Origin of the sequence: Spirosoma radiotolerans (assembly GCF_000974425.1) — a bacterium.
Classification (GTDB): domain Bacteria; phylum Bacteroidota; class Bacteroidia; order Cytophagales; family Spirosomataceae; genus Spirosoma; species Spirosoma radiotolerans.
Window position 1 is genome coordinate 98,087 of record NZ_CP010429.1, and the last position, 16,093, is coordinate 114,179.

At 49.1% G+C, this 16,093-nt stretch carries 11 protein-coding genes; 8 read left to right on the plus strand and 3 right to left on the minus strand.

The annotated features are described in order from the left end of the window. Positions 1-86: 86 nt before the first annotated feature. From SD10_RS00445 to SD10_RS00480, 8 genes are all read left to right on the plus strand, one after another. On the plus strand, positions 87-1,805 hold the full coding sequence (locus tag SD10_RS00445; RefSeq protein ID WP_046375183.1) for a GMC oxidoreductase: 1,719 nt from the start codon (positions 87-89) through the stop codon (positions 1,803-1,805). Positions 1,806-1,985: 180 nt separating this feature from the next. Continuing rightward, entirely contained in the window at positions 1,986-2,555 is a 570-nt protein-coding gene (locus SD10_RS00450) for a hypothetical protein (protein WP_046375184.1), read from the plus strand. Positions 2,556-2,616: 61 nt separating this feature from the next. Then, a complete protein-coding gene (locus SD10_RS00455) occupies positions 2,617-4,059 on the plus strand; it encodes an ATP-binding cassette domain-containing protein (RefSeq protein ID WP_046375185.1) in 1,443 nt (480 codons plus the stop codon). A gap of 359 nt (positions 4,060-4,418) precedes the next feature. After that, on the plus strand, positions 4,419-6,506 hold the full coding sequence (locus SD10_RS00460) for a gliding motility-associated C-terminal domain-containing protein (RefSeq protein ID WP_227699098.1): 2,088 nt from the start codon (positions 4,419-4,421) through the stop codon (positions 6,504-6,506). An 82-nt stretch (positions 6,507-6,588) separates the two neighbouring features. Further along, a complete protein-coding gene (locus SD10_RS00465) occupies positions 6,589-9,024 on the plus strand; it encodes an OmpA family protein (protein ID WP_046375187.1) in 2,436 nt (811 codons plus the stop codon). Positions 9,025-9,124: 100 nt separating this feature from the next. Continuing rightward, positions 9,125-9,931, plus strand: a complete 807-nt coding sequence (ispE, locus tag SD10_RS00470) for a 4-(cytidine 5'-diphospho)-2-C-methyl-D-erythritol kinase (RefSeq protein ID WP_046375188.1) — start codon at positions 9,125-9,127, stop codon at positions 9,929-9,931. Positions 9,932-10,003: 72 nt separating this feature from the next. Beyond that, entirely contained in the window at positions 10,004-10,612 is a 609-nt protein-coding gene (locus SD10_RS00475) for a cytochrome c oxidase subunit 3 (RefSeq protein WP_046375189.1), read from the plus strand. A 65-nt stretch (positions 10,613-10,677) separates the two neighbouring features. Next, entirely contained in the window at positions 10,678-12,654 is a 1,977-nt protein-coding gene (locus SD10_RS00480; protein WP_046375190.1) for a M1 family metallopeptidase, read from the plus strand. A 107-nt stretch (positions 12,655-12,761) separates the two neighbouring features. Here the strand turns inward: SD10_RS00480 and SD10_RS00485 are convergent, their stop codons facing one another. The 3 genes from SD10_RS00485 to SD10_RS00495 form a co-directional block, all read right to left on the minus strand. Then, positions 12,762-13,700 (minus strand): 3-oxoacyl-ACP synthase III family protein, encoded by a 939-nt coding sequence (locus SD10_RS00485; protein WP_046375191.1) that lies wholly within the window; start codon positions 13,698-13,700, stop codon positions 12,762-12,764. Positions 13,701-13,843: 143 nt separating this feature from the next. Then, positions 13,844-14,968 carry a glycosyltransferase gene (locus SD10_RS00490; RefSeq protein ID WP_046375192.1) on the minus strand — a complete coding sequence of 375 codons (1,125 nt, stop codon included), beginning with the start codon at positions 14,966-14,968 and terminating at the stop codon, positions 13,844-13,846. Further along, positions 14,965-16,047 carry a hypothetical protein gene (locus SD10_RS00495; RefSeq protein ID WP_046375193.1) on the minus strand — a complete coding sequence of 361 codons (1,083 nt, stop codon included), beginning with the start codon at positions 16,045-16,047 and terminating at the stop codon, positions 14,965-14,967. The genes SD10_RS00490 and SD10_RS00495 overlap by 4 nt, the downstream gene beginning before the upstream one ends. Positions 16,048-16,093 lie beyond the last annotated feature (46 nt).

A 16,093-nucleotide genomic window follows, 5' to 3' on the forward strand; every position in this document is an offset into this window, starting at 1 on the left:
TTTCGGTTTAGTGTTGGCTAACCCAAGATTATTGATGTATCAGCCAATTGTAAACCGAAAACGGTAAACAGAAAGCTTATAAAGACATGAATCTTAATATAGACGCAAAAAAAGATATGACCTACGACGCCATTGTCGTTGGGTCGGGTATTTCTGGCGGTTGGGCTGCTAAAGAGCTTACGCAGAAAGGGTTGAAAGTGTTAATGCTGGAGCGTGGCCGTGATGTAAAGCACATTGAAGGCTATCCAACTGCCACCAATAACCCCTGGGATTTTCCCCACCGGGGCCGCGTAACAACGATGGCTGCCGAAGAATACTGGGCCAACATGCGGACCGGTTATACCGCTAATGAAGAGTGGCGCCATTTTTTTGAGAACGATAAAGAAAACCCATACCTCGAAAAACGGAAAGTAGACTGGATTCGGGGTTACCACGTGGGCGGACGGTCGTTGATGTGGGGGCGGCAAAGTTACCGCTGGAATAAGGAAGACTTCATGGCGAATGCCAAAGAGGGCATTGGTGTCGACTGGCCAATCCGGTATGAAGACGTGGCTCCCTGGTACGATTATGTAGAAACCTTCGTTGGCGTATCAGGTAGTAAAGATGGTCTGGATGTGCTGCCTGATGGCAACTACCAGCCAGCTATGCAGATGAATTGCCTGGAAAAAGAAGCAAAGAAACGCATTGAAAAGGCGTTTCCGGCTCGTACCGTTACGATGGGTCGCACGGCCCACCTGACGGCACCCAAACAAATTCATTACGATCTCGGACGGGCGGCCTGCCAGTTCCGTAACCAGTGTATGCGCGGCTGCCCTTATGGCGCCTATTTCAGCACGCAGGCAGGAACGTTGCCCGCAGCCATGAAAACCGGTAGATTAACCCTGCGCCCTGATTCGATTGTGTCGGAAGTACTCTTCGACGAAAAGAAAAATAAAGCGACCGGTGTTCGGGTTATTGATCAGAATACGAAGGAAGTACGTGAGTACTACGCCCGGATTATCTTCCTGAATGCATCGGCTTTTGCGAGTACATCCATCCTGATGAACTCGAAATCGCACCGTTTCCCAAATGGTATGGGCAACGATTCCGATCAACTCGGACGTAACATCATGGATCACCATCTGGCGGCTGGTGCTGCCGGCACGTTTGACGGCATGGAAGATCAGTATTACTATGGTCGGCGTGCCAATGGTGTTTATATCCCGCGTTACCGGAACTGGCATAACGACAAGCGCGATTACGTTCGTGGCTTCGGTTACCAGGGCGGTGCTGGTCGGGGTGGCTGGAACCGGGGTAATGGGATTGATGGATTCGGTGCCGAGTTTAAAGACAGCCTGACCACACCCGGCCAATGGACAATGAGTCTTGGTGGTTTTGGCGAGATGATCGCGAATCCAGATAACCGGATGACTCTCTCACCTGATCAAAAAGATAAGTGGGGATTGCCCCTGATCGTGTTCGACGCAGCTTACGGGGAAAACGAAAAGAAAATGCGGATCGACATGATGAACGATGCGGCTGAGATGCTCGAAGCGGCCGGACTGAAAAACGTGACGCCTTACAACGACGAATCGAAGCATCCTGGTATTGGTATTCACGAAATGGGAACCGCCCGGATGGGCCGTGACCCTAAAACGTCTGTACTGAATGCACACAACCAACTGCATGCTGTAAAGAACGTATTCAATACCGATGGAGCTTGTATGACCTCGGCATCGTGCGTGAACCCTTCTCTGACGTACATGGCGTTAACCGCTCGCGCGGCCGATTTCGCTGTGAAAGAAATGAAGAAAGGTACATTGTAAGCTTTATTTCGTAGTCAATCGAAGCGGGTAGTCAGTAATTCTTTGCTGACTACCCGCTTTTACTTTACAGAAAAAAATAGCCATTAGTGAAAAAAAGCAAAAAAAAATAAACACTTGCCAATTTAGTTGAGTTATACCATAGACTAAACAGTAAACTAGTCGGAAAAACATAACTCAACGATGAAAAAAATAATGATTATGGGTTGGATGCTAGTAGCTGGCATGGCCCTAAACGCGACAGCACAAACAACGAACTCAACGACCAATTCTGGTTCAACGGGTACGACTGGAACAACAACAGGAACAACCGGCACTGGTACTATGGGTACGAGTGGTACAACCGGCACAACGAGTGGTAGTACCATGGGTACAACGGGTACAGGCACCATGGGTACTACTGGTACAACATCTGGCTCGTACCAGACGCAACCACCAACCAACTCGAACCAGTCTAGAACGAATGGAACAACTACCAACGGAACGACGATGGGTACGAGTGGCACAACAGGAACAACCAGCACCGGTTCTACGACGAGTAGCGGTAGCAGCACATATGGTACGGGTACAGGTACAATGAATTCAGGTACCAGCACCGGTACAATGAACTCGGGTTCGACGGTACCACCAAGCACGACAGATCGGTCAAACTCTGGTTCGACAGGTAACAATAGCCGGCGTACAAGAAGCGGTTCGTCAACAACAACGACGACTACGACGCCAACAACGACATCAACACCCCCTGAAAAATAGGGTGCAAGTGTCGTAGAAAATACCCAGGGCCATACCTTTGCAAAGGTATGGCCCTATTTTTATGCTCGAACAAACTCCGTTAATCCATTTAAACGTGCTAACCGTCCGGCGTGGTGGTGTACCTATACTGCACGATCTTACGTTTCAACTCAAATCAGGTGAATGCTGGTGCGTTTTAGGACCAACGGGTAGCGGTAAAACGACATTTCTACAAACACTGGCCGGACAGTTTCCAGCCCCTCCAGGCACTTTAACCCGCCGGATACCAACCGAATTTGTTTCGTTTAAAGAGCAATCCAGCCGGTTTTCGTATGGTAGTTACTTTTATCAGCAACGGTATCAGGCAACGATGAGTGACAACGTTGAGGGAAGCGACGCCGGCTACACGGCGATTCCCTCGTTACGCGATTTTTTGCAGGTATCCGACACGCCAGAGGAAATGGAATTGCTTGAGCGTTTAGGTCTGCTGCCTTTGCTGAACCGCTCGTTTATCAAACTGTCGAATGGGCAAACCCGGAAAGCACGCATTGGCAAAGCCCTGTTGCAGCAGCCGACTGTGTTGTTACTGGACAATCCTTTTATGGGCCTGGATGCTGCCTTTCGGACGGAGCTAACCAACTGGCTGGGCGACCTGACAAACCACGGCCTGACGCTCGTGCTGGTGACCGAATCTGAGGATGTTCCACCGTTTGCAACACATGTTGCCGTTATGGGGGAGGGGAAACTTCGTTGGTCGGGAGCTGTAGAAGACTACCAGCCAACGCATCAGCTCGACACAGAGCAGGTAGAGTTACCTGTCTTACGCACAAAGCCACCGCTTATTGATTTTGCCGAAGCTTTTCGGCTTCAGGATGTTACGGTTCGCTACGGTGATACAGTGATCCTGGACGATGTCAACTGGGTTGTTCGGGCGGGCGAACGATGGGCTTTGTTTGGACAAAATGGCGCGGGTAAATCGGTACTTCTTAGCTTACTGTACGGTGATCATCCGCAAGCGTATGCTAACCAGGTAAGTGTGTTCGGACATCGTCGGGGCAAATCGGGTGAAAGCATCTGGGATGTTAAACGACGGATCGGGTTTGTGTCACCTGAGTTGCATCTGTATTTTCCCCAACATTTATCGGTACGGCAAGTAGCGCTTACAGGCATGACCGACACCCTCACTCCCCCCGTTCGGGTGTCGATCGAGACCGAAGCCGATTTAGTTAGTTTGCTTTCCTACTTTGAGCTGGCTCACGCCCTTGCGCGGCCTTTTGGAACTTTATCAGCGGGTGAGCAACGACTAGTACTACTGGTACGGGCTTTCCTGAAGAATGCACCCGTATTGTTATTGGACGAGCCATTTCAGGCCATTGACAACCGTCATATAGAACGGGCAAGAAAACTGATTGATAGCTTCACTGACAAAACAATTCTGTTTGTAACACATAACCGAGACGAGCTTCCCCAATCTGTTGATCAGATCTTCACAATTTCTACCCATAACAGCCAGCCAATTCAGTAATAAAGCCTGAGTTAAGTAAGCTATGCTTCTTATACAATTAGTGAAGAATTGGCTTATTTGTTAACTTGTTGTATATGCTAAGTTATTTATCTTACATACAGGTAGTACAACCTTGGCATGGTTTGTGATGCAACAGCTGTGTTTTTCAGCTCATTGATTAGAAACATATATTCACAAAAATCAGCGTTATGAAGTACTACTATTATCTGAAAAAGTAGCGATGCTAGTAGTCTGTTTAAACAAAAAATAGGCTTGGCATGATATTCGTCTTAGTATGGCGTAATCAGCTTTCCTATATGGCGATACAATTACCAAATAAATTTATCGGTAACTATTTGTATATAGCTATCTTGTTAGTAATGACAAGTCGTGGCGTCGCTTCTGCGTATATACAAGCCGATAGCTGCCAGCACCCAACCCCACCTGTCATCACAGGTTCGGCGAAGGATATCTGTCGCGGTGAGTCTGTCACACTCACAGCCACAGGCTGTAGTGGTACCGTTATTTGGTCAAATGGAGAAGCTGGATCTTCTATAGAGGTGAAGCCACAGCAAACGACGAAGTACACAGCTATCTGCCGGGCACAGCCTGGTTGCATTAGCTGTTTTGCCGAAGTCTGGAAAATAACGGTCAACACACCCAACGCACCCATCCTGACAAGTTCGGCAACAATCAGTTGCCAGACAGACGCAGTCACCCTGGCAGCGACAAATTGTAGCGGTACTGTTCACTGGTCTGACCATAGCATAGGCACTACCTGGACCGGTAAGTTGCAGCAAACAGCCACCTTTCAAGCCACCTGCGAACAGAATAATTGCCTTAGTAATCCATCGGCCAGGGTTACCGTACAGATAGCCGCCCCGGCTACACCTATCGTATCCGCTAGTCAAATAGAAATCTGCGCCCGTCAATCGACGCAGCTTACAGCATCCGGTTGCCTGGGCACAATCCGCTGGTCAGACGGCAGCGAAGGATCGGCCAGAATAGTAACACCGGACAAAACGACAACTTACCGCGCCGTTTGCCAGCTAGGTACATGCCGGAGCGACAGTTCCGAAGCGGTATTAATCGCCGTTCGTAGGGCCGAACAAAAACTTGAGTTGGCAACGACATTGCGTAATGGATGCCCTTTTCAAACCGCCGATTTGTCGCAGGCAATTACGGCCAAAAACGTATCCTTAAGTAATTACTATCAGTTTCGGATGGGACCGTCCATTAGTTCCGCTCCTGTTCAGTCACCAGGTGCGGTGCTGGCGGGGACATACTATGTTTTTGGCCGAGATTCGGCGGGTTGCTACACCGCTCCGGTAGCTGTAAACGTGACGATTACACCCTGTGCGCAAGCTGTTCCACCTTGCCTGAGTGATCCGGCTACGGTTGCGATACGACTTGACTCGCTTGACTGGGCAAAAGGCGTTGTTCGCTTAACGGCTCAACTGGGTGGTTCGGCCAATTTACCTGCCTGGCAAAGCGACGGGGGCGGTTTATTCACGACAGATGGCTTGACTGCTCGCTATCTGTTGTCCGAAACAGACCGGCAGCGAGGTAAGGTACTTTTTACCGCTTCTACGCCGGACCCCGACGGCTCTGGCCCCTGCAGTGGTGCATCGGTTCAGCAAACGATAGCGGCTCCATCCCGAGCGGCTCCATCCCGCGAAATCATTGGGCTTGGTAAGAAAGCAAGTGAACCAATCTGGTTAACGGAGCATAACACCAATCTGATCGAGTTAACCTATCAGCTGGTTGTATCAAACCTGGGAGCGAATCCGTTAACTACTGTACAGATTGCTGATGATCTGGATGCTGCTTTTTCCGCTACGGGTGCACTAATCCAGTCGGTTACGGTTCGTGCTGACAGTGGTCTGGTTGTGAACCCGAATTACTCTGGCCGTGGTGCCGATACAACCTTGTTGAGTGCCGGAAACCTGGCAGTCGGCAAACAAAGCCGCGTTTGGTTAACTGTTCGTTTGGATGTAAGTCAGGCAAATACATTGACATTTACCAACAAAGCAACGGCTACAGGCGTTGATGTGAACGGGGTAATCTGCCGGGATCGTTCGACAAACGGCGTAGAGGCTGACCCTGACCAGAATGGCGACCCTTCAGACAATGATGAACCAACCCAGGTAACCCTTCACTCGCTTCGACCCGAAGAAAGTGAAACCGTATTTATTCCGGAAGGCTTTTCGCCGAACGGCGATGGAATCAACGATCGGTTTGTTATTCAGCACTTACCTGTTGACCTAACCGTACAATTGGAAGTCTATAATAAGTGGGGCAATCTCGTGTACCGGAGTGTCAATTACAAAAATGACTGGGACGGCACCGCAAATCAGGGCATCAACCTGTCTGCGGCTAAAGGAGAGCTACCCGATGGAACCTATTACTATCAGATTCGACTGAGCGATGGTCGTGACTATGTGCGGTTTATGACCCTGGCCCGATGACTGGATAGTACTGATTTTAGGCAGATCCGTTTGCCGATTGAATATGAGCATAGCGCCTTAACGGCATGGCATAACGTCACAAATGAATAAGAACTGGAGAGTACTAATTTTGGGAGGATTGCTGTGGCTAAGCTCGTTAACGGCTTGGGCACAGACAGACTCTTTGCTGCAGCAGGCTAATCGACTGCTCAGCTATAAAGCGTATGGGCGTGCCATTGAAGCGTACTCGGAACTCTTGAACGAGTATGATACCAAACTTACCAATACACAGCGATTTGCTATACAGAGTGGCCTGGCATCGGCTTATCAGCAAGTAGGCGATACGCAGAAAGCCGAGCGGTTCTTTCGGGAAGCGGCTGCCAATAGCGCTGAGGAAAGTCCACAACAGATACTGGAATTTGCCCAGACATTAGTCAAAAATGGTAAGCTTCAGGAGGGGCAGAAGCAGTACGAGCGCTACCTGCAGGTAAAAGCAAAGCAGCCTGAACGGGCAATGCCAACCGGGCCGGTAGCGGGCACAAGAAAAGACGCCGTTCGCTATCGGCTTGAGTATCTGGACTTAAATTCACAGGGTGAAGAGTTTAGTCCGGCGTTTTATCAGGATGGGCTCGTGTACGTAGCTGGTAAAAAAGGGGGCGCAACCATCGAAACCACAGGTAGTGGGGGCGGCTCTGGTTACCTCGATTTATTTTATGCGCCGAATCGAAATAACCTGAAGGTTGCCAGCATCATTAATGCGGATGGCAGCGTTAGCAAAGCGCCGGATACCCGCTCCAAAACTCAATACGTGGTGGGGCAGGATAACTACTCCCGGCCAACGGCCAATGATTCGCGCACCGTTCCGAATTTCTATGAGGGTATCAACATCTCCGAAGGCCTGGGTTATCAGGATCAGAGTGTTGATCCGGCAAAACAGTTTAGCAAGACACTAAATACAAAATATCATGAAGGCCCGGCTACCTTCTCGCGGGATGGGTCGCGCATAATTTTTACGCGCAACAACTACAACAATGGCCGCGCCAGTAAAAGTACCACCGGTGTAAATAAGCTTAAGCTATACACGGCGACTCAGCAAAACGGCTCCTGGATGAACATTGAAGAATTGCCCTTCAATAATGACGAGTACTCGGTTGGTCACCCAACGTTAAGCCGCGATGAGCAGTATCTTTACTTTGCTTCGGATATGCCAGGTGGTTCGGGAGGTACGGATTTGTATGTAAGCCGGTATCAAAATGGCCGATGGGGCCGACCAGTCAATTTAGGGCCGACTATTAATACAAGAGGAAACGAGTTATTTCCTTTTGTTGATGACAACGGAAATCTGTATTTCTCATCGGATGGCCGCAAAGGCCTTGGTGCATTAGACGTGTTTTTTGCGACCTTGTCGGATGCGGTAACCGTACAAGCCGTCGAGCACCTCGATGCGCCCATTAACTCCGAGCAGGACGATTTTGGCTTCATAACCGATGCCAGTAGGCAGGGTGGCTACTTCAGCAGCAACCGGCGTAATGGCAATGATGACATTTACCGTTTTGTGCGGGAAAGTTCGCTGTTTGGGTGCCGCGACCTGACCATACGCCTGTATGACACCAATTCGGAACAGCCCCTGGACAGCGTGACGGTGCTGATTAAATCGCGGGGCGAAGGCCGACCGGATCGTACCTTAGTTAGTGACGCCAATGGATTCATGCGCATCTGTCTGGAAGGCAATAATGCGTTTACCTTTCAGGCTAGCCGGGATGGATATATCAATAGTACAGTAGGTTTTACCACAACATCTTTAACCGATGACCAGCCCAGCCGACTGGAAATTGGGCTTATAAAGCCAACCGTCGTCATGGATACTATTGCGACCGACAATGCCATCAACGCTGGCCCCTTAACCCAGTCGCGCATAAGCGGTGTAGTGATGAGCGCCCGAGATCGAAAACCGATAGATGGAGTAACTGTCCGGCTTCGGAACGAGTGCGATCGTTCTCTACGAGAGTACGTAACGGGCCCCGATGGACGTTATACCTTTAACGTGGTCGAGGGCTGCGATTACACGCTTGTGGCCTCTAAGCCAGCGTTTGGAACGAATACAAACCGAATCAAACGGTTGCCTAAAAAGACGAAACCCAAAGAGGTTTCGGCCGACTTGCGCATGTTGAGCGTTGGTGATGTAGTTACAATTGATAACATTTATTACGATCTCGACCGTTTCAGTCTGCGAGCCGATGCCGCCCGCGAGCTGGATAAAGTCGTGGCAACCATGCGTAAATATCCTTCCCTGATCATTGAAATTCGCTCCCATACCGACAGCCGGGGTGAGGCAGAACATAACAAAGCCCTATCGCTGCAACGCGCCAAAGCCGTTGCCAATTACCTGGTGTCGAAAGGCATTAGCCGACGCCGTATGTCGACGCTGGGTATGGGCGAATCGCAGCTGGTGAATAACTGCACTGACGGTGTTATTTGTACCGATGCCGAACACCAGCGTAACCGCAGAACGGAGTTTCGGGTAGTGGAAATAAAATAAGTGCGTTAAAAATGATGAATGATATTGTTAGTCGAAGCGTTGAGGGCGTGTTAGCTATGTGCTACTCTGGTAATCATTCATCCTTTATCTTTTATCATTCTTGTTAACCTTTCCTGCCTGTAAAATCAACATCGGCTTACGAATTACGGAGAAACGTTCCGATGGCTTTCATAATCTGGAGTCGTGTTTTTATCCAGTTCGGTGGGGTGATATTCTGGAAATAATACCCGCTCCTGAGTTTCGCTTCACGGATAGTGGGTTGTCCATTCCTGGTAGTCTAAGTCATAATTTGTGCGTTAAGGCGTATAACCTGTTGAAGGCTGATTTCGAGCTGCCTCCTGTTCAGATGCACCTTCACAAAATTGTCCCTATTGGTGCAGGGCTGGGCGGTGGTTCGGCTGATGCGGCCTTTACGCTGAAGCTACTGAATGATCAGTTTCGCTTGCAACTTAGTATAGCCCAATTGGAAGATTATGCCCGGCTGCTCGGGAGCGATTGTGCGTTTTTTATTCAGAATCGCCCTTTGTACTGTACCGGGAAAGGGGACGTCTTCTCAGAAATTGGCGTTAGCCTCAGTGGTTATCACATCTTACTTATTTACCCCAATCTGGCTATTTCGACCGCCGAAGCTTATGCTGGTGTAAAGCCCCGAAAAACCGACGTTTCGCTACACGATCAGTTGGTGGCGCCCATTGATCATTGGCATACAACCATTCATAATGATTTCGAAGATAGCCTCTTTCCTGCTTACCCAATTCTTGGGCAGATTAAGCAGCAACTTTACGAGGCAGGGGCTGTTTATGCCAGTATGAGCGGGTCTGGGTCAACCGTCTACGGTATTTTTAATGCGCCAATACTTATACCAAACCAATTTTCAACTTACCGCGTTTGGGAAGGAAAGCTATAAAATAGTTTAGTGTTTGTCGTTTTGCCCTGCTGAAAATTGCGAATTCCGGACGACAAGCCACATACCGACCCTATGAGTAATATGATAACGAAACGGCGGGAGCCGTTCCGCTTTATGGTGTGGTTGGGCATCGCCAGCAGCGTGCTGTTGTTTACAATACTGCTGGTCGCTTATGTCGTTCGCCAAACGGGGCCGGGCTGGGTGGCTACGAAGCTACCGAATGTATTTCTGGTTAGCACAGGGGTTATTTTGCTAAGTAGCCTGACGCTAAAAAACGCCATTCAGGCGTTTCGACATGAGCGGTTTGGTACGTATCGCGCCAATATTGCCACCACCTTTGGGCTGGGTATTCTGTTCGTTATCCTCCAGGCCTGGGGATGGCGCCAGATGACCCAGATGGGTATCGAACTGAAAGGAAACCCGGCTGGTGGGTTTGTATATATTATTTCGGGTATTCACCTGCTCCACATCGTAATCGGTCTTATCTTCTTAGCCATTCTGCTGGTCGAAGCCATGCGCCGTCGGCTCTATGTCGACTCATTTGTATACAGTGTCAATCCGCCGAACTGGTTAAAAATCAGGTTAATTTCATTGTACTGGCACTTTGTTGATATACTCTGGCTCGGTTTGTTTGCCTTTTTAGTTATTCATCACGGCCTCAATCTACGCCTATCTCTCTAAGAATTACCCGATTTCGGGGCTTTATACCGTTATTTGTTTATTATAAAGTCCGTATTTAACTATTCATGAAAAAAATCGCTCTCTGGGCAGGATTATGGGCATTAAGTGTAATGTCCTTCGCTCAAACTGCACCTTCATCGACTTCCGTTCCGGGGTCAAAATATGATCCGCTAGCGCTGTTTCATCCGTTATTCAATATGCAACCCGGTAACGACTATCGTACCGGCAGCGGTGCTCCCGGCCCCCGATATTGGCAAAATCGGTCGGATTACCAGATCAATGTCGCGCTCGATGATCAGCAAAACACCATCACCGGCGACGTAACCATTACGTACAAGAATAACTCGCCCGAATCATTGGCCTACCTATGGCTGCAACTGGATCAGAATGCTTTTAGTGATACCTCACGGGCCTCGAAAACGACACCTGTTTCGGGTGGGCGATTTGGAAACCTGGGGTTTGCGGGTGGATTGACCATTTCGAGCGTGACGGTTGAAGAGGGAAAGGGCAAGTTTTCGGCGATGCCTTTCACCATTACCGATACGCGTATGCAAATCCGTCTGGCAGAGCCCGTAAAACCAAATGGCGATGTCGTGAAAATAAAAATTGCCTATTCGTTTAAAATTCCGGAATATGGGTCTGATCGCATGGGTCAGTTGAAACGGAAAGATGGCATTATTTACGAAATAGCCCAGTGGTATCCACGCATGTGCGTCTATGATGATATAGAAGGCTGGAACGTACTGCCTTATCTGGGCGCAGGTGAGTTTTACCTCGACTATGGCGATTATGAATACACGATAACCGCACCCTGGGATCACATTGTGGTTGGTTCGGGTGAATTGCTGAACCCGAATGAAGTGCTTACCGCCGAACAACTGAAGCGCCTGGATCAGGCGCGTAAGAGCGATCAAACGGTGATCATCCGGGGGAAAGATGAGGTGAACAACCCCAACAGCCGTCCGAAAAAATCAGGTACCTTAACCTGGAAATTTCGTTGCCAGAACAGCCGCGATGTAGCCTGGGCTTCGTCGAAAGCGTTTGTATGGGATGCGGCAAAAATGAATCTGCCCAGTGGCAAGCCTGCCCTTGCGCAATCGGTTTATCCCGTCGAAAGTGCGACCAACGATTCCTGGGGACGTTCTACAGAGTATGTAAAGGGCTGTCTTGAGTTTTATTCTAAATACCTGTATGAGTTCAGCTACCCCGTAGCGACCAACGTGGCGGGTATTGTGGGCGGTATGGAATACCCCGGCATCGTTTTCTGCGATCATAAGGACAAAAAGGATGCTCTCTGGGGTGTGACTGACCACGAGTTTGGCCACAACTGGTTCCCGATGATTGTGGGTAACAACGAGCGTAAATTCCCTTGGATGGATGAAGGCTTTAATACCTTTATCAATACGCTCTCCACCGCTAACTTCAACAAAGGCGAGTATAACCGGGAGCGGGGAACGATGCACGACATTGCACCAGCTCTTTTTTATCCTGCTGAACCCATCATGACCATTCCCGATGTGCAACAGCCACGGGCGTTGGGCATACTGGCCTACTACAAGCCGGGCATGGGCCTGAAACTACTTCGTGAGGTCATTCTGGGACCCGATCGGTTCGACTTTGCTTTCAAGAATTACGTGAGCCGCTGGGCTTTCAAACACCCAACGCCTTATGACTTTTTCCGGAGTATTGAAGATGGAGCCGGTGAGGATTTAGGCTGGTTCTGGCGGGGCTACTTCTACGAAACCTGGAAACTCGATCAGGGCGTACGCGATGTAAAATATGTTGATGGGGCCGCCGATAAAGGATCGCTGATTTCAATCGAAAACCTGGATAAGCTGGCCATGCCAGTCACGATTGAAGTGACGGAAAGCAATGGAAAAAAAGGCCGGGTAAATTTACCCATCGAAGTTTGGCAGCGCGGTGGAACCTGGACGTTCAAATACAACTCGACATCGTCGTTAAAAACAGTGGTTGTTGATCCTGATCAACTGCTACCGGATGTCAACAGCAAGAACAACACCTGGCGGGCCGAAGCCCAATAAGCAGTAAAGCCATACGTTTACAAGTCAAAAAGTCGAAAGTGGCTGACGCAGGATGAATCCTAACACGTCAGCCACTTTCGACTTTTTGACTTGTAAATAGTATGGTTCTATACTTCCACTAGCATAGCCCCAAAAGAATATCCTCCTCCAAAGACCGTAATAACGATACGCTCACCTTTCTGGAAACTGTCCCACCGCTCCGAAAGAGCAATGGCGCAACCAGCGCAACCCGTATTGCCATATCGCTGAATGTTTGAAATCAGCTTTTCTTCAGGTAAGCCCAATGTTTTCATCACATTGCGCGAGATGCGAAGATTGGCCTGGTGAGGCAGAATATAATCCACATCGGCAAGCTCCAGGCCGCACTGCTCGATTACCTGTAAACTGGCTTTGGGCATGTATACGCAAGCGTTAATAAACACATCGCGGCCGTGTGGCATTGTAACGCCCCCATCGGCGGGTTTCATCATTACGCCTGTCGTCGCTTTGGGTGTATGCGCTGCCCCACCGGTTTGCAAGGCTTTAATTGCGAAATCACCTTCACTCTGCCGTTCTTTGGTGATCAGCAATGCGGCTGCTCCATCGCCCCACAAATGCCCTGAGATAGTATCGGTTTCGTTGTAGTACAGCGTATTGTGTTCCGATACAATGACCAAAGCACGGCTCGCTTTGTTAAGCGCAAAATAGCCCTCGACCACTTCAATCGCATTTAATAATGACGAACAGGCGGTTGAAATGGAAACGACTGGAATGTCGGCAATGCCCAGGTAGTGCTGCGCTTCGTGAGCAATCGAGACAATGGTATCGTAAGGCGTATAGGTACCTCCTACAATTAAATCAATATTGGTCAGGTCGGCTTTTTCCATGAGTCGTTGAACGACGTCAACCGTCATGGTATTTGAGTTCTCGCCGGGAGCGGCTTTGCGTCGCTCCACAATTCCTGTTCGCTCGATAATCCACTCGCTGGACAGACCATTGAGCTGCGTAAAATGTTCATTGCCGACTACCTGCGAGGGCAGATAATGGCTTACTGCATGTATGTACATCAGGCCAAATAAGTAGGGCTAATCCAGGTATAACCTGAATTAGGCCTTAAAGTTAAATCCTTCCGGGAAAACGTGGTATTGCTCATTAGAACAATACTATAACGTATTTGATTTTTTATGTAAAAGTAAGTCAGATTCACTAACTAGTTTGTATGAATTACCTGTTCATAAAACTGAAGTAGCTTTTTAGCTTCGCTCGTCCAATTATAAAGTTGTTGCACAGCTTGTTGTCCGCGTTGTCCCATGGAGCGGGCTTCGTCGGGATGCTCAATCAAATAAGCGAGTGCATCAGCCACCTGTACCGGGTCATAAGGTGAAACGCAAAAGCCGCATTTATGTCGATCAACAATAGCACGATAAAGAGGAAAGTCGGATGTAACGACGGGGAGGCCCAGGGCCATATATTCAAACAATTTTGTTGTATAGGATTCTGGATAATCACCAACCGGTTTGAGTAACGCCAATCCAGCCGTTGCCTGGGCAGCGTAGGGAAAAGCAGCACGCTGGTCGGTGTAGCCATAAAAACAAAGATGACTCCGTACCAAGTCGTAATCAGTCAGTTTCTCCAGTTTATCGACTGTAAAGGTACGCCGGCCAAACAGATGGACAATAAACCGGGGGTGTGTTATTTTCAATTTTGCCAAGCTGGCAACGAGTGTGTCGATTGCCCGGTCAAAACTAAGTAAGCCAATGTAGAAAAACGATGGCTCTTCCCGACTCGGGTTGTAAGGAATTTGAAACGGTTTGAGAAAAGAAAGAAGTGGGTAATTGTAGAGGATAACATGAGGCTTCGCTAGCCCAGAATAGGTGCTTACGTAGCCGTGTTCGGTGAAAATAAAATAGAAATGCTGCCGGGCGAGCTGGTCAAACCAGCGAAATGATTTTTCCAGCCAGTAGCCTTTATTGACGTCTTTCCGATGTAGTTTCTTGTGCAGGTTTTCCTGTACCTCATAAATGATCCGCGCGCCAAAGAGCCGAAATACATACGCAAATGGAATGAACTCCGGCACATATACATGAACAAGCCGAGGACGCAGCCAAAGGCCGCGAAGCAAAATAAACGGGCAGGTAATCAGCACCCGCCAACCTACTCGCTGAAAATAAGGCAGACGAATGAAACGAATGTCAGGAGCAGCAGACGCATCGGCATGGGGAAGCGCACAAAATACGTCGTATGTTGCGGCAAGCGTTTGGCATTGTTTAAACACCACTCGGGGGTCATGAGCAGGGTGGGCCGTGCTAACATGCAAAACGCGGATCTTTTTCACTTGATTACTCCCAGGCTACGTAATTCAGCATCGATCTTTTGATTCCAGCGTTCCTGAGCTGGCTGGTTCAGGCTATGATTCGTCTCGTCATCATACTGGGTTTGCATCTTGCTCATCTCCCGAAACGACTCAATAAACTGGTACTGAGTAATGCTGTTATAATCTTCCAGCGTAAGGCTATCCGGGTGAATTTTTCGCTTGAAGCGCTCGACAATGATCTTCGTAATGTCGAAATGGCGTTGTTCATGGTTCAGTGCGTAGGCATTACGCGCATCCGAACGCGCCCAGGAAGAGGGTTTCAACATATACGCTTTGGCTTGAAGGTTCAGTATGATGATGCCATCTTTCACCATGCTCTTGCCTTCGTACGAAAAACTGGTAAACACTTCGGCAGCATAGTGACTACCTTGCCGTGGCGCTGCCTGAAAGTCGGCCCAGGTTAGTTTTCGGGCGGTATTATAATGAACCGTATCGTCGTCTGTAATTCGGGTATCGTCGATAAAGTTGATTTTCAGGCTTCGGGCAAGTTTCTCATTTCGTCCGCTTTCTCGTTTCATGTACTCGTTCAGGCTGCGTAAAGACGATACGACTGCCTGCCGAATAGTGGATTCGATAACGTCCAGATTGCCTAGCGGCCGGGTGTAGGTCGCGCTTCCCTGATAGTCAGTCAGCCGGGTGCTGGTGGTAACACCGGCGTCATCTTTACCCAACAATTCGAACGTTACGGCAAACGAAAACTGTCCGGATACACGATTTCCAACGGCGGTTTCGCTCACCCGGCACTGGCGAACGCGCATGGCAATGGGCCGTAGCGCCTTGTTCTGCCTTACTCCCTGATCGATGAAATGATGAAGACTAATGGCAACGCCTTTGTCCAGATCAACGGGTTGCGGTGCCTGATTGAGGACCAGAGCCAATCGGGCAACGGGGCCACGGTCGGGGCGCTGATCGGTAACGGCGGCAATGTAAAATTCTTTTGGGGTAAATGGGAACTGCTCTGAACGGAGCCGAATAGGGTCAGGAGCTATTGAGAAGGCGAATGACCCAACCAGGAACAGAAATAAAAAGACCTTATTCATACTACCCTAATAACGGCTCGTTTTAGCAAAAAGTGCAGCGTAGATG